At 64.0% G+C, this 26232-nt stretch carries 30 protein-coding genes; 18 read left to right on the top strand and 12 right to left on the bottom strand.

What is annotated here, in order from left to right; genetic code table 11:
• Position 1: 1 nt before the first annotated feature.
• From BMF89_RS11420 to BMF89_RS11435, 4 genes are read left to right on the top strand one after another with little or no spacing between them, the layout of a single operon-like run.
• Entirely contained in the window at positions 2-724 is a 723-nt protein-coding gene (locus BMF89_RS11420; RefSeq protein WP_078107209.1) for a carboxyltransferase domain-containing protein, read from the top strand.
• A complete protein-coding gene (locus BMF89_RS11425) occupies positions 721-1734 on the top strand; it encodes a biotin-dependent carboxyltransferase family protein (RefSeq protein ID WP_078107210.1) in 1014 nt (337 codons plus the stop codon). The genes BMF89_RS11420 and BMF89_RS11425 overlap by 4 nt, the downstream gene beginning before the upstream one ends.
• A 57-nt stretch (positions 1735-1791) precedes the next feature.
• Complete coding sequence (locus BMF89_RS11430; protein WP_078107212.1) at positions 1792-3132, top strand: MFS transporter; 1341 nt, start codon at positions 1792-1794, stop codon at positions 3130-3132.
• A 57-nt stretch (positions 3133-3189) separates the two neighbouring features.
• A complete protein-coding gene (locus BMF89_RS11435) occupies positions 3190-3939 on the top strand; it encodes an SDR family oxidoreductase (RefSeq protein WP_078107213.1) in 750 nt (249 codons plus the stop codon).
• 40 nt (positions 3940-3979) lie between these two features.
• On the opposite strand, the gene BMF89_RS11440 is transcribed toward BMF89_RS11435, so the two are convergent.
• A complete protein-coding gene (locus BMF89_RS11440) occupies positions 3980-4414 on the bottom strand; it encodes a hotdog domain-containing protein (protein ID WP_078107214.1) in 435 nt (144 codons plus the stop codon).
• 226 nt (positions 4415-4640) lie between these two features.
• Here BMF89_RS11440 and BMF89_RS11445 point away from each other — a divergent pair, with 226 nt between their 5' ends.
• A complete protein-coding gene (locus BMF89_RS11445) occupies positions 4641-5534 on the top strand; it encodes a cytochrome c oxidase assembly protein (protein ID WP_078107216.1) in 894 nt (297 codons plus the stop codon).
• Positions 5535-5581: 47 nt separating this feature from the next.
• Here BMF89_RS11445 and BMF89_RS11450 read toward each other — a convergent pair whose 3' ends face one another.
• The 3 genes from BMF89_RS11450 to purB all read right to left on the bottom strand — a co-directional run bounded on the left by BMF89_RS11450 (position 5582) and on the right by purB (position 8361).
• Complete coding sequence (locus BMF89_RS11450) at positions 5582-6085, bottom strand: GNAT family N-acetyltransferase (RefSeq protein ID WP_078107217.1); 504 nt, start codon at positions 6083-6085, stop codon at positions 5582-5584.
• Between the two features lie 123 nt (positions 6086-6208).
• Positions 6209-6868 (bottom strand): histidine phosphatase family protein, encoded by a 660-nt coding sequence (locus tag BMF89_RS11455; protein ID WP_078107218.1) that lies wholly within the window; start codon positions 6866-6868, stop codon positions 6209-6211.
• Positions 6869-6918: 50 nt separating this feature from the next.
• Positions 6919-8361, bottom strand: coding sequence for an adenylosuccinate lyase (gene purB / locus BMF89_RS11460; protein WP_078107220.1), 1443 nt, complete (start codon positions 8359-8361; stop codon positions 6919-6921).
• Between the two features lie 192 nt (positions 8362-8553).
• On the opposite strand from purB, the gene BMF89_RS11465 reads away from it, so the two are divergent.
• Together BMF89_RS11465 and BMF89_RS11470 are read left to right on the top strand one after the other, a co-directional pair.
• The gene (locus tag BMF89_RS11465) at positions 8554-8862 is read left to right on the top strand and encodes a hypothetical protein (RefSeq protein ID WP_253190793.1); all 309 of its coding nucleotides are present in this window, start codon (positions 8554-8556) and stop codon (positions 8860-8862) included.
• Positions 8862-10232, top strand: a complete 1371-nt coding sequence (locus tag BMF89_RS11470) for a hypothetical protein (protein ID WP_078107221.1) — start codon at positions 8862-8864, stop codon at positions 10230-10232. Before BMF89_RS11465 ends, BMF89_RS11470 begins: the two co-directional genes overlap by 1 nt.
• A gap of 32 nt (positions 10233-10264) precedes the next feature.
• Here BMF89_RS11470 and BMF89_RS11475 read toward each other — a convergent pair whose 3' ends face one another.
• Complete coding sequence (locus tag BMF89_RS11475; protein WP_078107223.1) at positions 10265-10693, bottom strand: phage holin family protein; 429 nt, start codon at positions 10691-10693, stop codon at positions 10265-10267.
• A 90-nt stretch (positions 10694-10783) separates the two neighbouring features.
• On the opposite strand from BMF89_RS11475, the gene BMF89_RS11480 reads away from it, so the two are divergent.
• From BMF89_RS11480 to BMF89_RS11500, 5 genes are all read left to right on the top strand, one after another.
• Entirely contained in the window at positions 10784-11902 is a 1119-nt protein-coding gene (locus tag BMF89_RS11480; protein ID WP_078107225.1) for a histidinol-phosphate transaminase, read from the top strand.
• A gap of 144 nt (positions 11903-12046) precedes the next feature.
• The gene (gene pdhA, locus BMF89_RS11485; protein WP_078107227.1) at positions 12047-13255 is read left to right on the top strand and encodes a pyruvate dehydrogenase (acetyl-transferring) E1 component subunit alpha; all 1209 of its coding nucleotides are present in this window, start codon (positions 12047-12049) and stop codon (positions 13253-13255) included.
• The gene (locus BMF89_RS11490; protein WP_078107229.1) at positions 13255-14235 is read left to right on the top strand and encodes an alpha-ketoacid dehydrogenase subunit beta; all 981 of its coding nucleotides are present in this window, start codon (positions 13255-13257) and stop codon (positions 14233-14235) included. The genes pdhA and BMF89_RS11490 overlap by 1 nt, the downstream gene beginning before the upstream one ends.
• Before the next feature lie 57 nt (positions 14236-14292).
• A complete protein-coding gene (locus BMF89_RS11495) occupies positions 14293-15825 on the top strand; it encodes a dihydrolipoamide acetyltransferase family protein (RefSeq protein WP_078107231.1) in 1533 nt (510 codons plus the stop codon).
• Positions 15818-16453 carry a phosphatase PAP2 family protein gene (locus tag BMF89_RS11500; RefSeq protein ID WP_253190794.1) on the top strand — a complete coding sequence of 212 codons (636 nt, stop codon included), beginning with the start codon at positions 15818-15820 and terminating at the stop codon, positions 16451-16453. Before BMF89_RS11495 ends, BMF89_RS11500 begins: the two co-directional genes overlap by 8 nt.
• Here the strand turns inward: BMF89_RS11500 and BMF89_RS11505 are convergent.
• The 3 genes from BMF89_RS11505 to BMF89_RS11515 all read right to left on the bottom strand — a co-directional run bounded on the left by BMF89_RS11505 (position 16450) and on the right by BMF89_RS11515 (position 18654).
• The gene (locus BMF89_RS11505; protein WP_078107232.1) at positions 16450-16788 is read right to left on the bottom strand and encodes a hypothetical protein; all 339 of its coding nucleotides are present in this window, start codon (positions 16786-16788) and stop codon (positions 16450-16452) included. The genes BMF89_RS11500 and BMF89_RS11505 overlap by 4 nt on opposite strands.
• A 133-nt stretch (positions 16789-16921) precedes the next feature.
• The gene (locus BMF89_RS11510; protein ID WP_078107233.1) at positions 16922-17350 is read right to left on the bottom strand and encodes a universal stress protein; all 429 of its coding nucleotides are present in this window, start codon (positions 17348-17350) and stop codon (positions 16922-16924) included.
• Positions 17347-18654, bottom strand: coding sequence for a PLP-dependent aminotransferase family protein (locus BMF89_RS11515; RefSeq protein WP_078107234.1), 1308 nt, complete (start codon positions 18652-18654; stop codon positions 17347-17349). The genes BMF89_RS11510 and BMF89_RS11515 overlap by 4 nt, the downstream gene beginning before the upstream one ends.
• 114 nt (positions 18655-18768) lie before the next feature.
• Between BMF89_RS11515 and BMF89_RS11520 the strand changes: the two genes are divergently transcribed.
• Entirely contained in the window at positions 18769-19596 is an 828-nt protein-coding gene (locus BMF89_RS11520; protein WP_078107235.1) for an isocitrate lyase/phosphoenolpyruvate mutase family protein, read from the top strand.
• Here BMF89_RS11520 and BMF89_RS21600 read toward each other — a convergent pair.
• From BMF89_RS21600 to BMF89_RS11535, 3 genes are all read right to left on the bottom strand, one after another.
• Complete coding sequence (locus BMF89_RS21600) at positions 19585-20316, bottom strand: GerMN domain-containing protein (RefSeq protein ID WP_139359630.1); 732 nt, start codon at positions 20314-20316, stop codon at positions 19585-19587. The two genes, BMF89_RS11520 and BMF89_RS21600, sit on opposite strands and share 12 nt — an antisense overlap.
• Positions 20317-20479: 163 nt before the next feature.
• A complete protein-coding gene (locus BMF89_RS11530) occupies positions 20480-20878 on the bottom strand; it encodes a DUF1801 domain-containing protein (protein ID WP_078107236.1) in 399 nt (132 codons plus the stop codon).
• A 78-nt stretch (positions 20879-20956) separates the two neighbouring features.
• The gene (locus BMF89_RS11535) at positions 20957-21520 is read right to left on the bottom strand and encodes an NADPH-dependent FMN reductase (protein WP_078107237.1); all 564 of its coding nucleotides are present in this window, start codon (positions 21518-21520) and stop codon (positions 20957-20959) included.
• 123 nt (positions 21521-21643) lie between these two features.
• On the opposite strand from BMF89_RS11535, the gene BMF89_RS11540 reads away from it, so the two are divergent.
• The 5 genes from BMF89_RS11540 (at position 21644) to BMF89_RS11560 (ending at position 25592) form a co-directional block, all read left to right on the top strand.
• On the top strand, positions 21644-22255 hold the full coding sequence (locus BMF89_RS11540; RefSeq protein WP_078107238.1) for a TetR/AcrR family transcriptional regulator: 612 nt from the start codon (positions 21644-21646) through the stop codon (positions 22253-22255).
• A gap of 42 nt (positions 22256-22297) precedes the next feature.
• Entirely contained in the window at positions 22298-23344 is a 1047-nt protein-coding gene (locus tag BMF89_RS11545; protein WP_078107239.1) for a Gfo/Idh/MocA family oxidoreductase, read from the top strand.
• 136 nt (positions 23345-23480) lie between these two features.
• Positions 23481-24152, top strand: coding sequence for a hypothetical protein (locus tag BMF89_RS11550; protein ID WP_078107240.1), 672 nt, complete (start codon positions 23481-23483; stop codon positions 24150-24152).
• Positions 24153-24285: 133 nt separating this feature from the next.
• Positions 24286-24837: a sigma-70 family RNA polymerase sigma factor gene (locus BMF89_RS11555; RefSeq protein WP_078107241.1), complete on the top strand. Its 552-nt coding sequence runs from the start codon at positions 24286-24288 to the stop codon at positions 24835-24837.
• Complete coding sequence (locus BMF89_RS11560) at positions 24834-25592, top strand: hypothetical protein (protein WP_078107242.1); 759 nt, start codon at positions 24834-24836, stop codon at positions 25590-25592. The genes BMF89_RS11555 and BMF89_RS11560 overlap by 4 nt, the downstream gene beginning before the upstream one ends.
• A 23-nt stretch (positions 25593-25615) precedes the next feature.
• Here BMF89_RS11560 and BMF89_RS11565 read toward each other — a convergent pair.
• Positions 25616-26232: HNH endonuclease signature motif containing protein (locus BMF89_RS11565; protein WP_139359631.1), on the bottom strand; the 617-nt coding region annotated here is incomplete at its 5' end.

Here is a 26232-nt window from a genome sequence, read left to right on the forward strand (position 1 = left end):
CATGTCCGTTCTCACGGCGGCTCCCACCGAGATCTACGAATCCGGAGACTCCGCATTGCGCGTCGTCGCACTTGCCGAAGCAAGCGAGGACAACTGGCTCACGGTCCACCGTCTTGCCGACTGGCTGGAAAGCTGCGGTGCCGAGGGACTTCACGGCGCGGTACCCACCTACGATTCCGTGCTCGTGGAATTCGACCCCGTGCTGGTGTCTGCCCGTCAGGTGCGCGCGTTCGTGAAGCTGGGACTCCTCGAAATGGGCCGGTCAGACGGCAGCGCAGCGGCCCCCCGTGCGTTTGATGTTCCCGTGGTGTACGGGGGCGAATTCGGCCCCGACCTGGAGAATGTCGCAGCTTATCAGGGCATCTCCACCGAAGAAGTCATCCGGCTCCACACTGAAAAGACCTACACCGTCCGCTGCCTCGGCGCGCCGGCCGGCTCGCCGATGATGGATGGCCCCGCGTTCCCGAAGCCCGTGCCGCGCCTCAAGGATCCCCGGCTCAGCGTCCCGGCAGGAGCCGTGGCTGTGGCCGGACGCCAAGCCGTCATCGCACCAGCGTCAGCGCCCGGTGGCTGGTGCGTCATCGGTCAGACTCCCTTGACCGTCCTTAATATTCGCCGCGAACCACTGGTGCCTTACAAGCCAGGCGACATTCTCCGTTTCCGCAGTATCGAGGCCGGAGAGTTCGACTCTTACGTCGGCAAGGAACTGGAACCAAGGCCATGAGCGGGCACATTTTCATCCAGCAACCCGGGAACGCCGTGGTCACAGACCTTGGCCGGTTCCGTGGACCGCGCTTCGGACTTCCCGTGAACGGGGCCCTGGACCAGTACTCGGCCCGGGCCGCCAACATCCTGGCCGGCAATCTGGACAACGATCCCCTGGTGGAGATCACGGCCCTCGACTTCAGGATGAAAGCGAACTCGGACATCCTCATCGCAGTCACTGGCGCTCCGCTGACGCTCACCGTCGGAGGGCGTCCTTGCACCCAGTGGGAACCGGTTTCGGTCCGCGCGGGCGAGACGGTGGCCATCCGGGGAATCAACCGGGGCCTTCGTGCTTACCTGGCCATCCACGGCTCCGTGGAGGCGCCGATGCTGTTGGGCAGTTGTGCTCCGGACACCGTTGTGGGCTTCGGCCTGCAGCTCAAGGAAGGAACCACCCTCCTGGCCCGCCGCAGCGTGGGCCCTGTTCGCCAACCGTACTTCGACCTTCCGCTCTTCCGGCTTGGTCTGGAACGGCCGAGCATGGGGCAGCAACTCATGGTCGATGTGACTGATGGGCCGGATGTCGCCGAATTCGGCGGTTCCGCCGAACTGCTCTTCACCTCGGAATACGCCGTGAGTGGTCGGAGCAATCACATCGGCCTGAGGCTCGGCGGCGAACTTCCCGAAAGAACCTCAAGCGGTGAAGTGCTTTCGCGCGGCGTCCCGGTAGGCGCCGTCGAAGTTCCTTCCCGGGAAGAGTTGCTGGTGCTGCATCGGGGACGCGGCGTCACTGCCGGCTATCCGGTCCTCGCAGTGGTTACCAGTAATGGCCTGGACGTCCTTGCGCAAGCCCGCCCGGGCGACAAGGTCCACTTCAGGAAAACAACAGTGGCGGAGGCAACGTCCGCCCACCGGCGTTCGCGGGCGCAGCTTGAAACCCTCCGCGAATCCGTCAACACAGTCTTCGGACTACTTGGCATTGGATGCCGACCCCAGTGGCAGGACCTCCCGGTTGCGGCATGCAGCTAAAAACCTGTCGTCAAAACCAATAGGCGTTGCTACGCTCAACATCAAGAAGGAAATGTCATGACCGCAAACACCAACGCTGCGCAAGTGCAGCATGAACGGCTCACGGGCCGTCAAACGCGCAAGGTTGTCACCGCAGGCTGCGTTGGCATCTTCGTGGAACTCTATGACAACGGCATCTTCGCCTTCATGGCCGGAACGCTTGCCTTGGTGTTCCTTGCCCCGGGCAACCCGGACAACGCCCTGTTGTTCGTGTTCGCAGGCTACGCAGTCTCGTTCTTCGTCCGGCCCCTTGGCGCAGTTGTTTGTGGCTACTTGGGCGACCGGATAGGCAGGCAAAAGCTACTGGTCTTCGTCATTCTGCTGATCAGCGTCGCCACCGCAGGTATCGGAATCCTGCCCACCTACGCGGCCATCGGCATCGCCGCTCCCATCCTGCTGGTCCTGCTGCGGCTCCTGCAAGGCTTCTCAGTCGGCGGCGAGGCCGCCGGCGCCATGACCTTCCTCGCTGAACACGCCCCCGAAGGCAAGCGCGGCATCATCACCTCCTACGCACAGATCGCGTCCTTCGCAGCACTGCTCACCGGCACCCTCGTGGCGTTCTCCATGTCTCCTTGGCTTACCCAGTCCGCGATCGACGGCGGTGGCTTCGGCTCCTTCGCATGGCGCATTCCGTTCCTGGTCGCCATTCCCATGGGCGTCATCGGTTGGTACATCCGCAAGGCCATCGCGGACACCCCCAACTTCACAAAGCTCAAGGAAGAGGGCGGCCTGTCCAAGAACCCGCTCAAGGAAGCCTTCCAGTCCGCTGAGCACCGCCGGGCCATGGTTCTGGCCCTCTTCATCCCGCTCATGAACGGCTCCGGCTACTACGTCCTGTTCTCTTACATGCCCACGTTCCTCAAGGGCAAGCAGCTCAACTTCACCATCGGCGAGGCGCTGTTCATCACCGCCTGCAGCCTGGTTGTCATCTGCATCGCCATTCCCTTCATGGGCGCCCTCTCCGACCGCATCGGCCGCAAGAAGGTCATCGCCGGCTCCGCCATCGCCATGACCATCCTGGGCATCCCGTCCTACGCCCTCATCGCAACGGGCAACATGGGCCTGGCCATCCTTGGTGCCTCCATCATGGCCATCGTCTTCGCGGGCCACACGGCCGTCATCCACATCCTGATCGTTGAGCTGTTCCCCACGCGGGTTCGGTACTCCGCCTACGGCCTCGGCTACAACATTTCCTCCGCGCTCTTCGGCGGAACTGCTCCGTTGCTGATGACCTGGCTTATCAGCAGCACTGGCAACATCTACATGCCGGCCTTCTACGCGGTCATCACGGCCCTCGGCACGCTTGCAGCCGTGAGCACGGTCAAGGACCGGGCACACGAACCCCTGCGCGACGCTTAGTCGCCGCTGACCTCCGGGCACAGCTCGTGCCTTCCAGTCCCACTTTTTGGAGAACAGATGTCTTTTTCCGACTACAACACCGCCCTCGTCACCGGAGCCTCAACCGGTATGGGTGCCGCGATCACCGAGCGGCTGGCCAAGAGGGGCCTGACTGTTCACGCAGTTGCCCGCAACGAGGAACGCCTCAGCGAACTCGCCGATCGTACGGGCGCCATCCCGCACGTTGTGGACCTGACCGACACGGCGGCCCTGACCGCCGTCGTGAGCGAGCTGAAGGTCGATGTCCTGGTCAACTGCGCCGGAGTTTCCCGGCCCGGCAACCTCCTGGACTCGTCCGAACAGGACATCGACGAGCTCATTGACGTCAACCTTCGAGGCCTGCTCCAGCTCACGCGGCTGGTCCTGCCGGGCATGGTGGAGCGCGACCTTGGCCACATCATCAACATCAGCTCGATCGCAGGCGTCTACAACTTCTACGGCCACACGGTGTACCACGCCACGAAGGCCGCCGTGCACCAGATCTCCCGCCAGCTCCGGAACGACACCGTCGGCAAGCGCATCCGCGTGACGGAGATCTGCCCGGGCCGGGTGGAAACCGAGATCTTCGGCCGGAACATGGGCGGCACGCCCGAAGCCATGGAAGAAGCATGGAAGACGTACTACGAGGGCTACGAGTCGCTGACCACTGACGACATCGTCAACGCGCTCGACTACGCCATCGAAACCCCGCGCCACGTCAATGTGGGCATGCTGGAACTCATGCCGACGTTCCAGGTCCCGGGTGGCCTCACCTTCGACAGGCGCTGACCGCAACAAGCTGGCGGCCGCGAATCTCGCGGCCGCCAGCTCAGTCCTCTTGGAGCGCTTGCGTCAAGTGGTGCGTGGGGATGCGGTCGCGGTCGTAGGTGATTTCCGTGTAGCCGTGCGGTTCCGGGCGGCCGTCGTGCCCGAGGTTGACGAACACGATCTCCTCGATGGTCAGGATGCTGTCGCGGGTGATCATGTTGCGCACTTCCGCACGCATGGTCAGTGACGTCCGGCCGAAACGGACGGCGGTCAGGCCCATTTCCACCAGATCGCCCTGCACGGCCGAGCTGACGAAGTTGATTTCGGAAATGTACTTGGTGACGGCCCGACCGTTTCCAAGCTGGAGGATGGCGTAGATTGCCGCTTCCTCGTCGATCCATTTCAACAGGCTTCCACCGAACAGCGTGCCGTTGGCGTTGAGGTCCTCCGGACGTATCCACTTGCGGGTCCGGAACGTGATGTCAGCCTTTTCCATAATGCGAGATTAGCCGAGGCCAGGCGCCCGCGTCTCCTGCGGCGTGCCATGCTGGGCGGGACTCCGTAACATGGATACGGTGCACCCGGTTCAGGGCACAACACGAAACGCCGATTCGCGCACCATGCGGCACACCGGGAACGCGCTGGAGGAACACCATGAAGATCGACAAAACCCACCGTAGCGCCGGGCTGAGCGCCCTGCCTTCCGGCAGGGGCCGCTGACCATGCCACCGCTGGATGCCGTGCTGGGCGCGTGGTCAATGAACTGGCCCGCCCTGGTCATTCTTGTAGCCGCGGTCGCCCTGTATTCAAAGGGCCTGATGGGCGCCAAGCGCCGGGATATCCACTGGCCCCTGTGGAACTCGTTTGCCTTCTTCGTCCTTGGCCTGGGCAGTTTCGCGGCACTGAGCTTCGGATTCCCGGGAACCTACAGCCACGACCTGAGGTGGGCCTTTACCCTCAAAGTGACGTCCTATCTCTTTGTGGTCCCGCTGTTGATAGGCCTGGGCAAGCCGCTAACACTTGCACGGCAGACCCTTGGCCCCGTGGGGGCGGCGAGGGTGGAAGCGGTCCTGCGGCACCGGCTTGTCCGCATGCTCAGCAACACGCTCGTGGCGGCGCTTCTGGGCCTCGCCATGTTCACGCTTTTCTTGACCCCGTTCTTCTACGTGCTCCGGACCAACCCCGCCGCCGACGTCATCCTGACCCTGCTGGTGCCCGTCATGGGACTCCTCATGACCGTGCCGATCATGGAAGACGGCGCAGGACGCACCGGATCGCTCATTGTGGTCGAATTCATCTTTGTATTCATTGAGCTGCTCGCCGACGCAGTGCCCGGGGTCCTGATGCGGCTCAGCCCGGGAATCCTCGACGGCGCCACGTCGGTTTTGGGCAATCAGCCAGCCTGGTTCCCCTCACCGTTGCGAGACCAGCAACTCGCCGGAGACCTGATGTGGTTCCTGGCTGAGACCGTGGATCTCCCCCTCATCATCCTGATGTTCGTCCGGTTCTCCCGGAGCGACAAACACGAGGCCAAGAGCTTCGACGACCTGAGCGATGAAGAAATCGAAGCCATGAATCGAGCCCACCTGGGACAGGGCGGACGCAGCCTGGATTGATCCGGTGACGGTTGCATCCAGAGGGTGGACCTGTGTGGGCCTGTCCCTTAGGCCATCGCCGTGTGCGATGCGCTGTGCGAATCGATCGGCTTGGCGTAGCACTGCGAGTGGCTGACGCCAATGTAGGGCCCGAAATTGGGTACGGCCGAGAAGCCGGCGCTCTCGTAGAAGCTGCGACCGTCCGATTGGGCCGACCCGGCTTCCGCAGTGATCACACTGAAACCGTGGGCATGTGCCTGCGCCTCAAGCGCAGCGAGGATGGAACTGGCCACTCCTGAGCCCCGGGCGTACGGGACGACGTATAGCCGCTTGATTTCCGCGGTTTCGGCGTTCAGAATCCGGAGCCCTCCGCAGCCCAAAGGCTGGCCGGAGCACTTTTCGTACGCGACGACGAAGACCGCCGTGTCAGCTTCCGACGGCGCGGGCCCGGGCTCGTGGTCTGAATTGCCGAAACGCGCGTCCAATTCCGCTTGTTGCGCCGCGCGGAGATCTGCACCCACCGGATTGGCCCACGTGACCTGTCTGATGTTGAGCCGCGGATTGGTCTGCATCGGAACCTCTTTCGCCGGAGGGGGTTATGCAAATCAAGCCTAAGAAGCGGGGGTTACCGTGGTGTTTCCTCCGCGTAAGCGTCCGGAGAAATACCCGGTGTTGGGGTCGGCCCTAGGCAGCCGTCATTCGACGGCGTCGCCGGTCGGGTCCTCGACCGTCTGGTCGGCAAAGGCAAGTCCGCCGACCGGGCTTTGATCCCAGTGCAGCAGGCGCCAGCCGGTCTCCGGGTCGCCCTCGAGCACCACGATTCCGGTGTTCTGCAGCTGGTGGGTGGCGGCGAACTCGCGGCCGACATCCGCGGCACGGCGGCCTGCCCAGCAGCGGATCGCGGCACCATGGCTGACCACGACGGCGGTCTGGTCGCCTGCCGCTGCCACCTTGGCAATGGCGGCGTCGTAGCGGGCGAAGAACTCGTGTCCGTCACCGGCTCCCGGCATGCGGACATCCAGTTCACCGTCGGTCCAGGCGAAAACAGTGCTCATGTACCGGTGGTGCGATTCGTGGTCGGTGAGCTTCTCCAAAGCCCCGGCCTCAATCTCCTGCAGGCCGTGCAGTACGGTGGCCTCGAGCGCGAGGGCTTTTGCGAGCGGGGCGGCCGTCAGCTGGGTGCGGACCAGCGTGGATGCGTAGATGGCCGTGATGTCCTCGTTCGCAAGTGACGCGGGGAGCGCGGCGGCCTGACGTTCGCCGAGATCAGTCAGTCCCGGACCGGGAAACGCCGTGTCCAACTGGCCCAGGACGTTTCCGGGGGTTTGCCCGTGACGGATAAGCAAGAGCCTCATGCTGACACAGTTCCTTACATCGATTCGGAAACGCAGGGTCCATGTTGCCTCTACTTCAGGTGGTCCACCAACTGATCCGCGATGCCGGTGTACTTGCCTGGAGTAAGTGCCAGGAGGCGTGCCTCGGCATCGGGAGACAGGCCCAGTCCCGAGACGAATTCCTGCATGCGGACGGCATCGACGCGCTGGCCGCGGGTGAGATCCTTGAGCCGCTCGTATGGGTTCTCCATGCCTTCGACGCCGGCGATGGCTTCGGCGCGCATGACCATCTGGATCGCTTCGCCCAGGACTTCCCAATTGGTGTCGAGATCGGCTGCCAATACCTCCTCGGCGACGTCAAGGGCCTTCAGCCCCTTGGCGACATTCGAGATGGCAAGGAGCGAGTGCCCGAATGCGACGCCGATGTTGCGCTGCGAGGAAGAGTCGGTGAGGTCCCGCTGCCAACGGGAGGTGACCAGCGTGGCGCCCAGGGTGTCCAGCAGTCCGTTGGAAATCTCCAGGTTGGCCTCGGCGTTTTCGAAGCGGATCGGGTTGACCTTGTGCGGCATGGTGGAGGAACCGGTGGCGCCGGCCACAGGGATCTGGCGGAAGTAGCCAATGGAGATGTAGCTCCAGATGTCCGTGCAGACGTTGTGCAGGATGCGGTTGAAGCGGGCGACATCCGCGTAGAGTTCGGCCTGCCAGTCGTGGCTTTCGATCTGGGTGGTCAGCGGGTTCCACGAGAGTCCGAGGCCTTCGACGAAGGAACGGGATACGGCCTGCCAATCGGCGCCGGGAACGGAAGCGACGTGTGCGGCATACGTGCCGGTAGCGCCGTTGATCTTGCCCAAGTACTGGGTCTTGGAAACGCGGTCCAGCTGGCGGCTCAGGCGGTGCGTGATGACTGCCAATTCCTTGCCGAGAGTGGTGGGAGTTGCCGGCTGGCCGTGCGTGCGGGAAAGCATCGGGACGGCGCGGTTCTCCTCGGCCATCGCTTCGATCTGCTTAACCAAGGCCCTTGCGGCAGGGAGCCAGACATCTTCCACGGCACCCTTGACGCCCAAGGCGTACGAAAGGTTGTTGATGTCTTCCGACGTGCAGCCGAAGTGCACCATCGCGGTGAGGTTCTCGATGCCGATCGCGGGGAGGCGGCGACCGATGTAGTACTCAACAGCCTTGACGTCGTGGACGGTGACGGCTTCGATGTCAGCGAGTTCCGTGACCGAAGTGGCATCGAACTCGGTGACGATGGCGCGCAGCTTCTCCTGCTGTTCGGCGGTCAGGGGACCGGCGCCTGGAAGTACGTTGTTGCTGGTCAAGTGGATGAGCCACTCGACCTCGACGGCCACGCGGTCGCGGTTGAGCGCGGCCTCGGACAAGTAGTCGACCAAGGGAGCGACGGCGGACTGGTACCGGCCGTCCAGGGGGCCCAGGGCGATCGGCTCCGGCGACGCGGCGAGAGCAACGCGTCCAGAGGGCGTACGGGTAACAGCGGCGGCGACGGTTTCAGGCATGAGGCAATTCTTTCATGAACTCGGCTCACGCCATTAAGCCGGACTTCTCTATGTGCAAAACACTTTGACTTCCCCTTCACCTCAGGGTTTCCGGCAGGTTATCCACATAGCCGACAGCGTCGGTTCCGTGCCACCGGAGCGCAACGTAGCGTCGATGCCACAACATCAATGGACACAGAGGAGGGCAACATCTTGAGCGGCATTCTTATGGCGGCCGGGGGAACGGATCTGGATTCGCCGCAATGTATTTCACGAGGCGCGGAAATCCAGAAGCTCGGATGGCGGATGAGCGTTTGCGCGGACCAAGCCGACGCAGCCCTTGCAAGGATGGCTCAGTTGCAACTCGAGCAATGGGAGTCGCCGGCCGGCCGCGCCTATCGGACCACGCTGGCATTACAGGCCGCATCACTTCGAAGGGGGCGTGACGCCTTGCGCGAGGCCGCTGCAGTGACCCTCCGCCATTCCCGGAATGTGGCGTCGAAACTCCAGCCGGGCCTCTGATGGCCGAGGTTGCTCCCGTCGGCGCGGGCGGAACTCCCCAGCCTCGAACACCCGAGCCGGATGGCAGCTTGCGGATACGCGGCGGAGTCGGCGGAATCCGCTTCCAATTTGAAGAGCTGCTCGCCGGCGCCGCCGCGCTGGACGGGCTCGTGCTCCAACTGCAGGCGATTGAAGTGGAAGCTGAAGCGGTCAGGGTGGCTCTCTTCCCACACCAGGCATCGTCGTACGCGAGCGGGAGCAGCGCAATCATCGCGGTCGGGGAGAGTGGCCGGGAGATTGGGCGGGTCCGCGAACAGCTTCAGCGGATCGGCAACGGTGTCAGGGCAAGCCACCGTGAATACGGGTTTGCGGAATCACACGCTGCGATCAGGCTGCGAATGGGCATGGGGGCGCCGATCCTCGGGACAGGCCTAAATGCCTTGGACCTTGGCCTGAGGGACGCCACAGAAGGAGCTGTCCGGGATCTGAGCCGGATATTGGAGCAGATGATGGGGCTACCCCCGGCAGCGGCCAACCTTGCAGGGGCGATCGTCGGGCCCACTGATGTCGGCGCCGTCTTGAGGGCAATCGCGACGGCCCCCGCATTGTCTTTCCTCAGGCCTCGTCCCATTTCAGTCAGCCAGACAGAGACCGCCACCAAGAGCGTGGACCTGTCCGCAGCAGGAATGCTCCGGGAACTGGATCACGTCAGTGCCACTTCAGAAGGCGAAATAGAAGTGGTGCAGATAGATAAGGGCGAAGACAAGGCATGGGTGGTCTTGATTCCGGGCACCCAGCCGGGCAATCCGCCCGGAGGCAGCAATCCATTGGACGAGGCCGGGATTGCAGAAGCGCTGGGCTACAACTCAGCGGAAACCAGCAAGGCCATCCGCCAGGCGTTGCTCGAGGCAGGAGCCGCAGCCGGCGAAACGGTGGTGGCAGTGGGCCACAGCCAAGGCGGAATCCATGCCATGAACCTGAGTCAGGACAAAGCCTTCCTCGCCGAGTTTGACCTCAAGTTCGTGGTGACCGCCGGATCACCCGTTGGCGGGATCACCCCTCAGGCCGGGATCGGGAGCCTGCACCTCGAGCACCAACAGGATTGGGTTCCCGGGGCGGACGGCAAAGCGAATCCGGATACCAAAGACCGGGTCACGGTGACCATGACCAATCCGGTGAGCCTGGCACCCGGCGAAGACCAGGGTATCGGCCCGGCGCACAAGCTCTCACGCTACGAGGAAGGGGCAAAGCTGGTGCAGCTCAGTTCCGATCCGTCACTCGCGGCTTCCACCGCCACTCTGGGCGGGATACTTGGCGTTGGCGGAGTGGCCAAGGTGAGCCGGTTCAAGCTGAGCCGCGAAACGACGCAGGCCCCGCGGGGAGGGCGATGAGGAAGTGGCCGTGCTTGCTCGCCTCGGGCGCCTTACCGCCTGCTACCGCCCGGAATCCAACTGGCCACCATGGAGATCAGGCTGATGATGATCGCGGCGAGAACCGCTGTCCAGAAGAAACGGTCGATGGTCAGGTGTACCGGCGTGTAGCTGCTGAGCCACGCCGTCAGGGACAGCATGGCCGCGTTGATGACAATCGTGAAGAGCCCGAGGGTGAGGATAGTGATCGGGAGGGAGAGCAGCCGGACCAAAGGCCGGACCAAGGCATTGACGATCCCGAAAATGAGCCCTATGAAGAGATAGGCAAGTACCACGCCCACGGTGTCGCCGCCCTGAGTGACCCCCGCGTTGCTTACGGCGTTGGTAGTTGCAGAGGTCGAGATATTGAACCCGGGCAGAATCCAGCTGGCAACCCAGAGGGCCAGCCCGTTGATCAGGACACGCACAATGAATGAACCCATACGCCCATGCTTTCACATGCGCCGGCCTTCGCATGCGCCGGCCGGAGAGCTTCCCAGCATGGCCCGGAGGCCTGCAAGTAGGCTGGTGCCATGAATTCTTCTGACAACGCACCGGAGGGCGTGCGTCCCCGCCCGGTTGTGGACAGGCTCCCCAAATATGCTGCAGGCAAGCCTCCCGTAGCGATCGATGGCCTGACCAGTTACAAACTGTCATCCAATGAAAACCCGCTACCCCCGATTCCCGCTGTGCTCGAGGCGATTGCTGACCAGTCGGACATCAACCGATACCCGGACCCGCTGTCCACCAAGCTGCGCACGGCGCTCGCCGACTTCCTGGGTGTCCCCGCTGACGACGTCGTCACCGGTGCCGGAAGCCTCGGAGCCCTGAACCAGATCCTTTCCACCTTTGCCGGGCAGAACCACGACGGCAAATCCGATGAGGTCATCTATGCGTGGCGCTCGTTCGAGGCCTACCCGATCAGCGTAGGGCTGGCAGGGGCGGAGAGCGTCCAGATTCCATTGCTTTCCGACGGACGCCACGACCTCGAGGCCATGGCGGCCGCTGTCACCGTCCGTACCAAGGTGATTTTGCTCTGCACGCCGAACAACCCCACGGGTCCCATCCTCACCGCCGAGGAAACCGAACGGTTCATCCAGTCAGTGCCGGCGGGCGTCGTGGTTGTCATCGACGAGGCATACCAGGAGTTCGTCCGGAACGAGAACGCCGTGGACGGCATCAAGCTGTACCGCAAGTACCCCAACGTCGTGGTCCTCCGCACCTTCTCCAAGGCGCATGGCCTTGCGGGGCTGCGCGTTGGCTACAGCATTTCCGGCCCGGATCTCACCCAGTACCTGCGCGTCACGGCAACGCCGTTTGCCGTCTCGCAGATCGCCGAACGCGCCGCCATTACTTCGTTGGAGCATTTCGACCAAGTTGTTGAAAGGGTACAAAGCCTGGTCGATGAGCGGGACCGGGTGACCGCAGGACTCCGGGAGCTGGGATGGTTCGTGCCCGAGGCTCAAGGGAACTTCGTGTGGCTGAACCTTGGAGAGAATAGTGCCGAATTTGCCGGACTGGCAGGCGAGCGGGCATTGTCCGTGCGGGCCTTCGGCAACGAGGGCGTCCGGGTCAGCATCGGAGAAGTCGAGGCCAATACCCGATTCCTGGAACTCTGTGCGTCCTATACAAAAGCGCCGCAGCCTTCCTAGCGGTTAACAAATGCCCCTGCGTCCCTTACTGCGGATAAAGTAAGGGACGAAAGCCAAGATATGCCGATTCCGGAATGCATTCCGGAATCGGCATATATCAGCGAATATTGCTCAGCATCGGGCTGCGGCAGGCAAGGAGACGGAATGGGCGCAACTCAATTGCCCACCCCCGGGATCAACGGAACGGGACTCGATCGGCAGTCTCCCGCGGGAGGCGCTTCCAGCGATCCCGCTGCCGACATGATCCAGCTGCTCGGGCCGGACGGCAAGCTAGGTACGGATCCGGTCTTCTCGGACTACGCCAAGCGCCTTGATCCTGAGCAACTCCGGGGCTTCTACGCCGACATGGCCAAGGTGCGCCGCTTCGACCAGGAGGCCACGGCCCTCCAGCGTCAAGGCGAGCTGGCCCTTTGGGTTCCCCTGACGGGCCAGGAAGCCGCCCAGATCGGATCCGGACGCGCCACTCAGCGGCAGGACTACATCTTCCCCACCTACCGGGAACATGGCGTTGCACTGACCCGGGACGTGGATCTGGCGGAGCTCCTGAAGCTGTTCCGCGGAATTTCGAATGGCGGCTGGGATCCCACCGAGAACAACTTCCACCTCTATACCCTCGTGCTTGCGGCGCAGACCCTGCATTCCGTTGGGTACGCCATGGGAATCCAGCGCGACCAGAAACTCGCGGAAGCCAATGGTTCCAACGAGCCGAAGGCTGCCGTTGTGGCCTACTTCGGCGACGGCGCCAGTTCCGAGGGCGACGTCCATGAATCCATGGTCTTCGCGGCGTCCTACAACGCTCCCGTGGTGTTCTTCTGCCAGAACAACCACTGGGCCATCTCAGTCCCCACCGAGGTCCAGACAAAGGTCCCCCTGTTCAACCGGGCCAAGGGATACGGCTTCCCGGGCATCCGAGTGGACGGCAACGACGTCATCGCAGTCCACGCAGTCACGGAGTGGGCGCTTGAACACGCCCGCGAAGGCCGCGGTCCGGTGCTCATTGAGGCCTATACGTACCGTGTTGGCGCGCACACCACGGCGGACGACCCCACCAAGTACCGCGAATCCGCCGAAGAAACCGCCTGGCGGGGCAAGGATCCTTTGGATCGCCTGGAGAAATACCTTCGCAACGAGGGCCTGGCCGACGAAGCTTTCTTTGAGCAAGTCAGGGCTGACGGCGATGAACTCGCTGCCCATGTCCGTAGCACCACCCAAAATCTCCAGGGCCCCCACTTCCACGAGTCATTCGCCGGGGTCTATGCCGAGCCGCACCCCCTGGTAGCCGAGGAACTTGCTTGGTTCGAGGAATACTCCGCCGGATTCGAAGGCGACGAGGAAGAAGGGGCGGGCAACTGATGACCACCATGACCATTGCCAAGGCCATCAATGAAGGCCTGCGTGCGTCGCTCACCAATAACCCGAAGTCGTTGCTCATGGGCGAAGACATCGGGCCGCTGGGTGGCGTCTATCGCGTGACCGACGGACTGATCAAGGAGTTCGGCGCGGACCGGGTTGTGGATACTCCGCTCGCCGAGTCCGGCATCGTCGGCACGGCCATCGGCCTGGCCTTGCGCGGCTACCGTCCCGTTTGCGAAATCCAGTTTGATGGCTTTGTGTTCCCGGGCTTCAACCAGATCACCACGCAACTGGCCAAGATGCACTCGCGCAGCGGCGGCAAGCTGACTGTTCCCGTGGTCATCCGCATTCCCTACGGTGGCGGGATCGGCTCGATCGAGCATCACTCGGAATCGCCGGAAGCGCTGTTCGCCCACACGGCCGGCCTCCGCATTATCACTCCGTCCAATGCCCACGACGCCTTCTGGATGATCCAGCAGGCCGTTGATTGCACGGACCCGGTCATCTTCTTCGAACCCAAGCGCCGCTACTGGCTCAAGGGCGAGGTGGACACCGAAAACCCGGGACCGGCGTCGGACCCGTTCAAGGCGCACGTCCTCCGCGAAGGCGCCGACGCAACGATCGTTGCTTACGGGCCGCTGGTACCGGTGGCGCTGGCCGCCGCGGCGGCCGCGGAAGAGGACGGGCGCAGCATCGAGGTGATCGACCTACGCTCGATTTCCCCCATCGACTTCGACACCGTCACCGCTTCGGTCAAGAAGACCGGCCGTCTGATCGTGGCGCACGAAGCCCCGACGTTCGGGGGGATCGGCGGCGAGATCGCTGCCAGGATCAGTGAGCGCGCCTTCCTGCACCTGGAGGCTCCGGTCATCCGTGTGGGCGGTTTCCACATGCCGTATCCCGTGGCGAAGGTGGAAGAGGACTACTTGCCGGACATCGACAAGATCCTCGAAGCCCTGGACCGTTCCCTGGCCTACTAGCCGCCCCTGATTGCACCCGCCCCAACGCGGACGGGCCAGCCGAGATCGAGGACCTAAGTGACTGTTAAGAAATTCAACCTGCCGGATGTCGGCGAAGGCCTGACCGAGGCAGAAATCGTCTCCTGGAAGGTCAAGCCCGGCGACACCGTTGCCATCAACGACGTCATCTGCGAGATCGAGACGGCCAAGTCCCTCGTGGAATTGCCGTCCCCTTACGCCGGAACCGTGGCGGAATTGCTCGTTGCCGAGGGCATCACGGTTGAAGTGGGAACGGCGATTATCGGCATTTCGGACAATGCGCCGGGCGAGACAGCGTCCACGTCAGCCCTTGCTGCGCCGCTCGCCGAGCAGCCTGCGGCTCCGAGCGCGGCCGTACCGGCCCCAACCGCCGCGCCTGCGGCGGAACAGGTCTTCGAAGCCTCGATGTACGGCAAGTTGCCCGCCGACGCCGGAACGTCCGACGGCGGTCCCGCTGGCGGTCCGCTGGTTGGCTCCGGTCCGAAGGCCGACGCCGTCAAGCGCCGCCCGCGCAAGCGCCCGGAAGGCGCTACCGCCGTCCCTGCGGCCGCGGCGAACACGGCACCCGCCGCCGTCGAACGTGTCGCCGTTGAGCCCGCAGTCGAACCCACTGCTCCGGCAAACCAGACACCGGGTCTCGCCGGCCTCGGCGCCACGGTCAGCGGCATCGTCAACCGGGTGTTGGCCAAGCCTCCAGTGCGCAAGATCGCCCGCGACCTGGGGATTGACCTGGCCGACGTCGTTCCCACGGGAGCCCGTGGCGAAGTGACCCGCGAGGACTTGGTCAGCTACCAGTCGCAGCGCGATGCCGAGGTGGACCAAGCGGACAAGTTCTGGGGTGCGTCCAAGAAGCCGCAGGATCAGCGGGTGGAACGGATTCCCGTGAAGGGCGTCCGCAAGGCCACCGCCAAGGCCATGGTCGAGTCGGCCTTCACGGCACCGCACGTGAGCATCTTCGTTGACGTCGATGCCAGCCGCACGATGGAATTCGTCAAGCGGCTCAAAGCCTCCAGGGACTTTGAAGGCATCAAGGTATCCCCGCTGCTGATTCTCTCCAAGGCCGTGATTTGGGCTGCGGCGCGCAATCCGAGTGTCAACGCGACCTGGGTGGACAACGCGGACGGCAACGGAAACGCAGAGATCCTCGTCAAGCACTACATGAACCTCGGCATTGCCGCGGCAACCCCGCGCGGGCTCATGGTTCCGAACATCAAGGATGCACAGGACCTTTCCCTCAAGGAACTGGCCCTCGCACTCAATGAGCTGGCCAGCACGGCACGGGCGGGCAAGACCCAGCCTTCGCAAATGCAGGGGGGCTCGCTGACCATCACGAACATCGGCGCCCTGGGCATCGACACTGGAACGCCCATCATCAACCCCGGTGAGGTGGCAATCGTCGCGTTCGGCACCATCAAGCAAAAGCCTTGGGTGCTCGACGGCGAGGTCATCCCGCGCTGGATCACAACGCTCGGCGGTTCGTTCGATCACAGGGTTGTGGACGGGGACCTCTCTGCCCGTTTCATGGCCGACGTCGCGTCAATCCTCGAAGAGCCGGCGCTGCTGCTTGACTGAGCAAATCGCTATCAAGGACGGGCGGATCGGCGTCAGGGGAGAGCGGCGCCGGGTTGCCCGGACCCTGACGGAAGTCTTCCAGCCGCCCGCCGTCGTATCCGTCCTGCTGCTTATCAGCCCTGCGGTGCAACCGGGTTTCCCGGGGACAATATGGTTCGGCGTCCTGGGTGCGTTCTTTGTGTGCGTGCTGCCGTTTGCCTACGTCTTGATCATGGTGAGGCTCGGAAAACTCAGCGACCACCACGTCAGCGATCGCAAGGAACGTGCGCCCTTGCTGATGCTTGCGCTCGTGTCCGTGGTTGTGGGGTTGTTGGTCCTCAATCTCATCAACGCTCCAACGAGCGTCTCAGAGATGATCCTTGCACTGATTGGCGGCATCGCTGTGTTGGCCGCCGTCAGCCTCGTGTGGAAAATAAGCGGCCATGCCTCGGCAATTTCCGCGGCCGCAGTGATTGCAGCTCTCATGTTCGGTCCGGCGTGGTTGCCGCTGTTGCTTCTGGTCCCGGCCGTCGGCTGGTCCCGCGTCGTCCTACGGGCACATACTCCCGCCCAGGTCATCGCCGGATCGTTGTTCGGCGGCGTGGTCATCGCGGGACTTTGGTGGGCCCTGCGCGGATGGCTTGGCTAGTAGGACGTGTAGCTGAGCGCGAGGTCGTGCAGTTGCTGGTCGTTCATGCTGCCGATCATTCCAAACGACAACACCATGGCCAGGGCTCCGACTGCGAGCATGGCGGAGGCGACCACAAACAACAATTTCCAGTCGGAGCGAAGGATGCTGCGGAAGGTCTCCGGCATCTGGAGCAGCGGGGAAATCAAGTTCGGGGCACTGTCTACCGAGCCGTCGTCGAGAAGTGCCACGACGCGGTCGTTTGTCCGGTCGAAGCGCATGGAACTGATGTGGTTGCCGTGGCGCGCGAGCAGAATGTCGTGTCCGACGCGTTGGCGCGGCTGCAGAGTAAGCAAAAGGGATCCCCTACGGGTTGTTGTGATGGGCGGCTCGCACCCTTGGGGGCCACTTCAATTTTACCGGCGGCATCCTAGCCGCCCGGCCAAAATCGGGGTGAGACCGCCCACCACAACGCGTGATCCTGACGACTTACGGTTCGTCCGTCTTGGCGATGTAGACGTCGCACGGCGCGTTGTGCGCCACCGTGTTGGCAACGCTGCCGAGAACCCTGGCCAGTCCCTGCATGCGGCGGTTGCCCACCACGATCACTTGGGCACCCACACGTTCTGCTTCCTTGACGAGGGCCTCTCCGGCTTTGCCGAAGACGGCTGCGTAGCTGGTGGTCAGCTGGTCGGAGGCGAGTTCGGCAGCCACCTTGGCGGCTACCTTTTCCGCAGCGTCGGCGTCGGAGAGGATCCATTTGTCGCCGCCGCTTTCAACGACCTCCACGTGGGCGCCTTCAAAAGCGGTGATGACGCGCAGTTCCGCGCCCAGTGCGGTTGCCAAATTCTTTGCCGAATCGGCTGCCCGCCTTGCTGTTGCGCTACCGTCGACTCCGACGAGGACTATTCCGCTCATATATCTGCTCCTTTGCTGATGACATCGATGGCTTCTTGCAAAACCGGCGCCAATCGGCGGACGCCTTCGGCGATGGACTCCGGTGGCACTGCGCTGAAAGCCAACCTCAGTTTGTTGGATGGTTGATCGGAGTGCGTGAACGCCGCGCCGGGGATGAACACGACCCCTGCCTCGATCGCCCTCTTGAGCAGCGGATACGTGTCCACGCCATCGGGCAGGGTCACCCATACGAAGAAGCCACCCTCGGGCCTGGTCCAGCTAAGGCCGGAAGGCATGTGCTCTTCCAACGCCACCAGCAGGGCATTGCAGCGTTCCTCGTACAGGGCCCGATAGGTGTCAATCTGCCCGCGCCAGTCGTAGTCGCGGAGATATGCCGAGATGATCATCTGGTTCAGGGTTGGAGGGCACAACGTCACGGCTTCCGACGCCAGGTAGAAACGCCGCTGCAAGTGCTCGGGTACCAGGGCCCATCCGATGCGCAGTCCCGGGGCGAAGATCTTGGAGAACGAGCCCATGTAGATGACGTCGTGTTCATTCGCGGCCCGCATGGGTTCCAGCGGCTTGCCGTCGAAGCGCAAGAGACCGTAGGGGTTGTCCTCGAGCACCAGAATATTCGCATTGCGGCATATATCGACGATGCGCTGGCGCCTCGCCGGGGCAAGCGTGATGCCGGAGGGGTTGTTGAAATTGGGGATCGTGTACAGGAACTTGATGGTTTTGCCCTGGGCCTGAAGGGCCGCGATCTTGGCTTCGAGGAGCTCCGGAACCAGTCCGTCGTCGTCCATGTCCACTGTCTCAACCTGGACCTGGTACGCCTCGAAGGTGTTCAGTGCGCCCACGTAGGTGGGGTTTTCCACGAGGACCACGTCGCCCGGATTGCAGAAGACCTTCGTAGCCACGTCCTGTGCCGATTGGGAACCGGCGGTGATGATCACGTTCTCCGGCCGGGCGTCCAAGATGCCCTCGGCGGCCATGATTTCGCAAATCTGCGTGCGTAGTTCCTCGGTGCCTTGTCCGCCGCCATACTGAAGCGCCGTCATGCCGTCTTCCGCAATGATGCGGGCGGCGGTTTGGCCGAGCTTCTCGAGGGGGAGGGACTGCAGATAGGGGTTTCCGCCAGCGAGGGACACGAGTCCCGGCCGCATTGAGATGTCGAAGACGTCACGCACGGCGGACTGCTTGATGTTGGCGGCGCGCTCCGAGAAGAGATCCTCGTGGCGGTGGGCGGCAGTTGCTGCTCGCTCTATTGCGTCGATTGCTTCCGCGGGCAACTCGGGCCCGGCATCCAATGTTTCGTGGGTCACAGTGAAAGGATACTCCCCAGAGTTGCCAACTGAGCAACGGATGTTTCATCTCGATTTTGGGATTCCCGGTGCGAAGCGCTTTACGTCCGGACGCAGGAAGGCTGGAATAGAGCCATGACGACGCATCCCGAACTCGAATCCAAGGCGCTCCGCTTCCACGAGCTGCACGCCGTGCCACATGCGCCGTTGGTGCTGGTGAATGCGTGGGATGCGGCATCTGCGCTGATGGTCGAGGAAGCGGGAGCGGCGGCGGTGGCCACCTCCAGCTCGGCCGTCTCCTGGAGCCTGGGGTACCGGGACGGCGACCACCTTCCACGGCAACTCGCGATGGAAGCGCTGTCGCGAATCGCCCGGGCCACCCGCTTGCCTGTGACCGCGGATATCGAGACTGGCTACGGGCGTACTGACGAGGAACTCCAGGTCACGGTTCGAGCGGTGCTGGACGCGGGCGCCGTCGGGATCAACATCGAGGACTCGGCGGACGAACCGCTGAGCGAGATCGCCGAGCAGTCCAGGCGCATCGCGCTGATCAGGCAGACCGCCGAGGATGCGAGTGTCGGGCTGTTCATCAACGCGCGCACGGACACATATTGGTCCGGAAAGTTTCCGGAAAGCGCATATGAGGAAACGCTACGTCGCGCGGATGCCTATCAGCGAGCAGGGGCGGACGGAATATTCGTGCCCGGGCTGGCGGATCTCCATATTCTTCACGAACTTTCCCGGCGGATCAGCGTGCCGCTCAATGCGCTGGCAGGCTTGGGTTCGCCGTCGCCCGGAGAATTGCACGACGTCGGTGTGCGGCGAATCAGCATTGGCGGCAGCACTGCCAGGGCCGCGTACGCGAAGGTCTCGAGGCTTGCCCGGGAGGTCCTTGGGGACGGAAACTGGTCCGGCCTCGCCGGCACCCGGAGCTACGCAGACATGGATGCGCTATTCGAGTGATTGGCCGCCTGGGCGCAAACTCAGGACGTCCGCGAGGGTGTTCCCGTCAATGTAGATGGCGGCCTGGGATGCTCCCGTGGCCGCCACTGCGGTCTGCGCGAGCTGGGTTTCGATCCGCGTTTGCTCGCACAAGCCTTCGGGGCGAAGCGACCCACTCAGGTTCACGACGGCGGTGGTGCCGTCGAGGTAGCCCGAAACGTAGTGCAGCGCGGAGCCCGAGAGTGCGTTGTACAAACCCGCCCGGGACGCGGTGTCGTCGGGTGCCAGAAGTTGCCCCATGGCCACGGCGAGCGGGTCGCTGCCCGAAGGGGAGGTGACTTGGATGGCCACGAGGCTGTCGTTGCAGCCGAACCGCGCACCGCGGTTGCCGCCGTCGCCGATAGCCACGAAAAACACGGTGGTTCCGGTCGATTCGCCGACGCTTGGGAGGGGCGCGGGTAACGGCCCTGTTGCGGGTTCCTGCGGGCTCGCCTTGGTTGGCAGCGACGCCGCGGGGGGCGGGTTGAAATACGGGGGAGGTGCAGGGAGGGGGGCGGGAACCGGGCCGATGACCGGTTTTTGCGTCCCGTGGACAAAGCCGGGCGAGGCCGGTTGCGCGGAGCCTGACCCGACCGGAGTGCCGCCGTCGGGGGAAGCACAGCCAGCCAGGCAGAGCGCGAGCGACAGGCACAGCGCGGCGATCGCCGTCGTCGTGCCTTCCGCGCCGCGCCTGACCCCCATGACAGCCCCGCTCCTGCCCCGATCACCTCTGGTGCTTGTAAGTCAACGTTACGGCTGGCCGCCCAGGCATGGGCCGCTCCGCCCATGACGGTTCGGCCTCAGCTCTGTCACGGAATGGTAGCGGCGCGGTGACGCTTTTGCTTGGGTGGCGAAGCCGTTCCGGCTAGTCCGTTCCCTTGATCTTTCTCCAGCCACCTGCGCGGTTGTTCGCCGCGATCTGCCGCAGCATGGTGATGAGGGGCGCGCGCGGAATCGGCTCGTGCCGGTGGAAGGTGATCATCCGGGCGGTCTTGTTGTCGTGTCCCGAGGTGATGATGTTGTCCGGGTCGGGGACGATTGCGCCGTCGTAGAGGAACAGGTTGACGTGGTCCTTGGCTGCCAGCAGCGCGCAAACGTTGCCGTCGAGGACGAAATAAGGCCGGGTGCGACGCTTGATCGTTTCGACGATGCCGGGTTCGGCTTCATGGATGAGGTCCCGTAGTTGCTCAGCAATGTCGCGTTGCCAATCCGGGAGGGCCTCAATGTAGGCGTCGACCTCGGCATGGCGGTTGTAATCGGCCATGCCGACATCGTATCGACAAAGAATGCCCCCGCCCACGCCTCAGCGGCGGGACGGGGGCATTCTTGGGATACCGGAGAACTAGGCCGCTACTTCTTCCTGGACGGCGGTCAGCGGCTCGAAGATGGCCTTGATCTGCTCGACAACTTCGGCGTCGTCCTTCGGGTGCAGTTCAGCGAAGCGGATCATGGAGCCGGGAACGGCAAGCTTGACGTCTTCGAGGACCTTGGCGCCGGCGATGCCGGCTGCCTTGCGGGCCTCGTCCTGCGCCCAGACGCCGCCGAACTGGCCGAACGCGGTGCCGACGACGGCGGTGGGCTTGCCTGCCAGCGCACCGGCGCCGAACGGGCGGGACAGCCAGTCGATGGCGTTCTTGAGCGATGCCGGCATGGTGCCGTTGTGTTCCGGCGTGACCAGGAGGATCGCGTCAGCTTCGGCAGCCGCAGCGCGGAGGGCCGCGGCTTCGGCGGGAACCTGGCCTTCGACGTCGATGTCTTCGTTGTAGAACGGGATGTTGCCGAGGGAGCCGTGGATCTGTACTTCGACGTTTTCGGGGGCGTTGAGCTGGATGGCTTCGGCGAGCTTGCGGTTGTGGGAATCGGCGCGGAGGCTGCCAACAAGGGCGAGAACGGTGTTCTTGGACATGGGAACTCCTTGGGTCTGGCCGCGGACGGTGCCGCAGGCGCTCGGTTGTGGAGGCTTTTGCTGCCTTCGTAGATTCTAAACGGACTGCGGTCCGCTTAATATTCCCAAGGCTAGAATGTTTTTGTGAGCCTCATCCCCATCCGGCCCGGTTCGCCTTTCGGGACACAGCCGGAGCGCAGTGACGCCGCGCGTAACCGCGAACGGCTCCTTCGAGCTGCCAGGGACCTAGTGGCCGAACATGGAGTGGACGCCGTCACGATGGACATGCTCGCGTGCCGGGCCGACGTCGGGAAGGGAACGGTCTTCCGCCGTTTCGGCAGCCGCGCAGGACTCATGATGACCCTCCTGAGCGACGCCGAAGCGGAATTCCAGCGCGAGTTCATCTTCGGTCCACCGCCGCTCGGCCCCGGAGCGCCCCCATGTGAACGCCTCCTCGCCTTCGGCGAAGCGCGCATCAAGTATGTCGAAGAATACGGAGAGCTGGCCCGTGCCGCGGCCGAGCATTCCCCGCAAAACCGGCACGACGCGCCGCCGGTCGTGTTGTGGCACCGGCACATCGAGATGCTGCTGCGGGAAGCGGGCCTGGACCGCGATCCTTGGCTTCTGGCTCTTTCGCTCGGCGCCACCCTCGATCCTGAGCGGATCCTCCATGCCCTCCGCGCGCATGGAGTCCCGGCGGAGCGACTGGCGGCATCGTGGCGGGAACTCGTCACGCGCCTGCTGAAAGACTGCTGACATAACCTTCGCCCGACTACCTTGGCCCGGTAGCGTAGCGGCATGACCCTCACACCGATCCGCACCGCCGTCGTCGGCTATGGACTTTCCGGCAGCGTCTTCCACGCGCCGTTCATCGCTGCCAATCCCGCGTATTCGCTCGAGGTGATCGCTACTTCGGACGCGGGCCGCCAGGCCAAAGCCCAGGAGCGGCATCCCGGCGCGAGGATCGTGAACGGCCCGGAGGACGTCTTGGCGCTCGCCGGCGAACTGGACCTCGTGGTGCTCGGCACTCCGCCCGCGACCCATCATCCGCTCGCGAAGGCCGCGCTGGAAGCCGGGCTCGACGTCGTCGTGGACAAGCCGTTTGCCGTGACCAGCACGCAAGGGCAGGAGCTGATCGGGCTGGCCGCGCGGCTGGGCCGCGTGCTTACTGTCTATCAAAACCGCCGCTGGGACGGCGACGCCCTCACCGTGAAGAAGCTGCTCGACGCCGGGACGCTGGGCGAGGTGATGCGCTGCGAAGCTTCGATGGAGCGTTGGGCGCCCGAAATCAGCAAGGCGTGGAAGGCCGGTGCCACAGCCGACGACGGCGGTGGGCTGCTCTTCGACCTCGGAACCCACCTGCTGGACCTGGCTGTGCAGATGTTCGGGCCTGCTGAAGTCATCCATGCCGAAATCCTGGCCCGAAGGCCTCAGGAAAAAGCCGATGACGACGTCTTCCTGGTCCTCAAGCATGCTTCCGGCGTGATCAGCCACGTCGCCATGAACGTCAACAGCCAGCTTCACGCTTCGCGCTTCCGCGTCCTGGGCAGCAAGGGCGGCTTCGTGAAGTTCGGGATCGATCCGCAGGAACCGTTCATCGTGTCGGGCGGCCGGCCCACGGACGGCGCCTACGGCGTCGACGATCCGCACCACTACGGAACCCTGGAAATCGACGGCGTACGGAGCACGGTACCCACCGAGCGCGGCGCCTACCAGGAGTTCTACCGGATCCTTGCGGAGAAGATCGCCGACGGCGGTGCCGCCTCCGCCTTGCCGCTCCCCGTGGATCCGGCCGGGCCAGTCGAGGTACTCAAGCTGATTGAGCAGGCCAGGACACTCGCCTGAAAGTTTTTTTGAATCGGGCGTAACCTCGCCGGGACCGTCAGCGATGTAAGGGGAGTGTGGGCAACGTCCGCACTGATCATCCAGTAGCGACACAACCGCTGCCGGAGCAGTCCCAAAACGTTTGTCGGAGGGTTTCATGTCCTTGTTCACTGTCCTTGCCACCAGCAAAATCGCCGCCGGCGTCCTTGCCGCCGGAGCTGTAGCGGTTGGCGGAACCGGCGTCGCAGCCTTCAACGGAGCGCTTCCCAACGATATGCAGAAGAGCGCCCACGAGCTGCTCGGAGCCCCGGCTCCGACCACGTCAAAAGCAGCCGAGTCCGCAGAGTCCAAGACGACCGACGCGTCCCAGATGGCAACGTCCAAGGCCACTGACGCTGCTGCCGACGCCAAGTCCAAGGCCACGGACGCCGTCGATGACGCAAAGTCCAAGGCTGCCGCAGCAGCTGCGTCTGCCAAGGCCACCTCGCCGGACGCGTTCGGTCTTTGCACCGCTCTCCTCAACGGCGGCCTGAAGGCCGACACCAAGGTGCCCGGCTACTCGTCACTCGTCGTTGCAGCCGGTGGAGAGGCGAACGTCAACGCACACTGCGCCACTGTGGTGAGCGAAGGCAATGCTGCCGGCCTGAAGGCTGACGGATCCGCTTCCGCCAAGGTCGACGCAAATGGAAACGCCGCATTGCCTGCCGTGCCGGCTGTTCCCGCAGTTCCGTCCGCACCGGCCGTCCCCGCTGTACCGGCCGTCCCGGCTGTGCCGTCCCACGTGCCGACCGCACCCGTGCACGTGCCGTCCGATTCTGTCAGCCCGTAACACTGCGGCTACGCTTGAACGGCGGGGCTCCTTGGCAAAATGACAAGGAGCCCCGCGACGCAACAGACTGCGGCGGTGGTCGTTTCCCAGGCCAGGGACGATGACCCCGCTGCGTGGGATGGAGGGGTCGCGGGTGCTTGACCCTTTGGCTGATGAATACTTGCAGGCGGATGAAGAAGATCCCGCACTGCTCTTCACGGCTGCCTACAACGAGTTTTCCGGACCGGTATTTGGATACCTGCGCGCCCGCGGCGTAGACGATCCGGAAGCAGTTACCCAGGACGTGTTCCTGGCTCTCTATCCCAAACTGGATTCCCTCCGAGGAGGACTCCAGGGGGCCAGGACCTTGCTCTTCTCCATAGCGCACGCGCGAATGGTGGATCACTACCGCAAGCGTGAACGCACACCTGATTCCGCCCCCTATGAAGCCGACCTGGATGCGCGAAGCGCGCCTTCGGCCGAGGAACAGGCATTCGGGCACGGGGAAGGCCTGGGAGTGACGGAGCTACTGGCCGACCTCAACCCCGACTACCGGGAGGTCCTTGCACTACGGGTCGTTGCCGACCTGTCGTTGGAAGAAACAGCGGCCATCATGGGCAAGTCCCAAGGAGCCGTGAAGCAGTTGCAGCGCAGGGCATTGAGTGCACTAAGAGAACGTGCACTACTAAGGAATGGCACATCATGAGCGAAAAATCCGCATCCTTCGGGGAGCAAGGCGTTGACCGCCTGCTCGCTGAAGCCGGGCTCGACGAAGCATACGAGATCCGGACAGAGCTGCTGGAACTGCGCGCCCTTGCGAGCACCCGGCCGCAGCCATCGGCAGCTGTGCAAGCCTTGATGGCTCCCGGCCGCGTGGCGATCATGCCTGTCTCCAATGTCGGGGCGGCCGAAGCCGTTACCTCTGGGGAGACGGCTTCCGGCGCCGCGGCTGCTCCTGTAGATGAACTGGCCGCTCGTCGCCGCAAAAAGGGCCGTTTGACCTTCGCCGCCGTTGCCGTTGCGGCTTCCCTCGCCGCCGGGGCGACCGCCGCGGCTGCGTCCGAGGGCGGCATTCCAGGAACGATTGAACACTTGGGCGCCGTGGTGGGGTCGGTCGTCTCCCAGCTCACCCCTGGATCGGGCGGGAACGCTCCGCAACAGCAGGGAACGCGCCCGGAGCCAGGTCCTGTGCCTACCCGGGGGGCGAGCAATCCCGAGTCGCCTTCCCCGGAGTCGTCCAGCCCTGATGTACAAGGCAACAACACGCAACCATCGCCACGCGCGACTCCCAGCCATATCGCTTCAGGGTCCGACTCGGATCCGCGCAAGGGACTGCAAGACGTCGCCAAAGGCCGCCCCGGACCCATCACGATCCCGACGCCGGTGGTCCCATCGCCGACGCTGCCGTTGCCTCAGCCCGTTCCCTCCGAGATCCTCCCAGGCAGCCCGATCAAGCCGTAGCCGGCGGCGTGCGCCTGAGCCGCTCAGGCGGCGGCACGTAGGTCGGTGACGTGGGCGTACTTCAGTGCCTTTGCTTGGTGTCGTAGCCGGCGTCGGTGGCGTCCGGAATGCGGAGGGTCTGTGCCTTGTATCCCGATTCCCGGCAGGGGCGGGGCTGTTGATTGGTAGGTACGGCCGGTGGGGGTGCGGATGTCGAGGACATGTCGCTTCCCGATACCGGTTTGTGTTGTCCAGCCGGGGAGTTCTTTGGTGTGGTTGCAGGCTTCGCAGAGCCGTGCCCCGTTGGCCAGGCTGGTTGTGCCGCCGTGGTGCCAGGGGATGATGTGGTCGATGTGTCTGATCGGTGCGTCGCAGTACGGGGTGCGGCAGGTGTCGTCGCGGGCCTGGATGAAGCGCCGCATGCCTGCCGGGAAAAGCCGCGCCCGCGAATCCGTGGCGACAAGCTGGCCGGTTCCGGGGGCGGTGTAGAGGCGCCGGAGCCAGACCTTCAAATCGTGATTTTGGCCGTCCTCGGACTGACCTTGTGCGGACGTTCCATGGCCGCTGCTGTCGTTGAGGAGTTTCCGTGCCCAGCCGGCGGGGACGATGCCGTAGCCGGGGAGCCGGGCGGGTTCGGCGTCGCCTTGGAAGAGGGTGCGGT

The sequence above is a fragment of the Arthrobacter sp. SRS-W-1-2016 genome, assembly GCF_002009585.1.
Lineage (GTDB): Bacteria > Actinomycetota > Actinomycetes > Actinomycetales > Micrococcaceae > Arthrobacter > Arthrobacter bambusae_A.

Coding starts and splice junctions, on each gene's coding strand:
- BMF89_RS11420 (WP_078107209.1), top strand. CDS start 2: ATGTCCGTTCTCACGGCGGCTCCCACCGAGATCTACGAATCCGGAGAC.
- BMF89_RS11425 (WP_078107210.1), top strand. CDS start 721: ATGAGCGGGCACATTTTCATCCAGCAACCCGGGAACGCCGTGGTCACA.
- BMF89_RS11430 (WP_078107212.1), top strand. CDS start 1,792: ATGACCGCAAACACCAACGCTGCGCAAGTGCAGCATGAACGGCTCACG.
- BMF89_RS11435 (WP_078107213.1), top strand. CDS start 3,190: ATGTCTTTTTCCGACTACAACACCGCCCTCGTCACCGGAGCCTCAACC.
- BMF89_RS11440 (WP_078107214.1), bottom strand. CDS start 4,414: ATGGAAAAGGCTGACATCACGTTCCGGACCCGCAAGTGGATACGTCCG.
- BMF89_RS11445 (WP_078107216.1), top strand. CDS start 4,641: ATGCCACCGCTGGATGCCGTGCTGGGCGCGTGGTCAATGAACTGGCCC.
- BMF89_RS11450 (WP_078107217.1), bottom strand. CDS start 6,085: ATGCAGACCAATCCGCGGCTCAACATCAGACAGGTCACGTGGGCCAAT.
- BMF89_RS11455 (WP_078107218.1), bottom strand. CDS start 6,868: ATGAGGCTCTTGCTTATCCGTCACGGGCAAACCCCCGGAAACGTCCTG.
- purB (WP_078107220.1), bottom strand. CDS start 8,361: ATGCCTGAAACCGTCGCCGCCGCTGTTACCCGTACGCCCTCTGGACGC.
- BMF89_RS11470 (WP_078107221.1), top strand. CDS start 8,862: ATGGCCGAGGTTGCTCCCGTCGGCGCGGGCGGAACTCCCCAGCCTCGA.
- BMF89_RS11475 (WP_078107223.1), bottom strand. CDS start 10,693: ATGGGTTCATTCATTGTGCGTGTCCTGATCAACGGGCTGGCCCTCTGG.
- BMF89_RS11480 (WP_078107225.1), top strand. CDS start 10,784: ATGAATTCTTCTGACAACGCACCGGAGGGCGTGCGTCCCCGCCCGGTT.
- pdhA (WP_078107227.1), top strand. CDS start 12,047: ATGGGCGCAACTCAATTGCCCACCCCCGGGATCAACGGAACGGGACTC.
- BMF89_RS11490 (WP_078107229.1), top strand. CDS start 13,255: ATGACCACCATGACCATTGCCAAGGCCATCAATGAAGGCCTGCGTGCG.
- BMF89_RS11510 (WP_078107233.1), bottom strand. CDS start 17,350: ATGAGCGGAATAGTCCTCGTCGGAGTCGACGGTAGCGCAACAGCAAGG.
- BMF89_RS11520 (WP_078107235.1), top strand. CDS start 18,769: ATGACGACGCATCCCGAACTCGAATCCAAGGCGCTCCGCTTCCACGAG.
- BMF89_RS21600 (WP_139359630.1), bottom strand. CDS start 20,316: ATGGGGGTCAGGCGCGGCGCGGAAGGCACGACGACGGCGATCGCCGCG.
- BMF89_RS11530 (WP_078107236.1), bottom strand. CDS start 20,878: ATGGCCGATTACAACCGCCATGCCGAGGTCGACGCCTACATTGAGGCC.
- BMF89_RS11535 (WP_078107237.1), bottom strand. CDS start 21,520: ATGTCCAAGAACACCGTTCTCGCCCTTGTTGGCAGCCTCCGCGCCGAT.
- BMF89_RS11545 (WP_078107239.1), top strand. CDS start 22,298: ATGACCCTCACACCGATCCGCACCGCCGTCGTCGGCTATGGACTTTCC.
- BMF89_RS11550 (WP_078107240.1), top strand. CDS start 23,481: ATGTCCTTGTTCACTGTCCTTGCCACCAGCAAAATCGCCGCCGGCGTC.
- BMF89_RS11560 (WP_078107242.1), top strand. CDS start 24,834: ATGAGCGAAAAATCCGCATCCTTCGGGGAGCAAGGCGTTGACCGCCTG.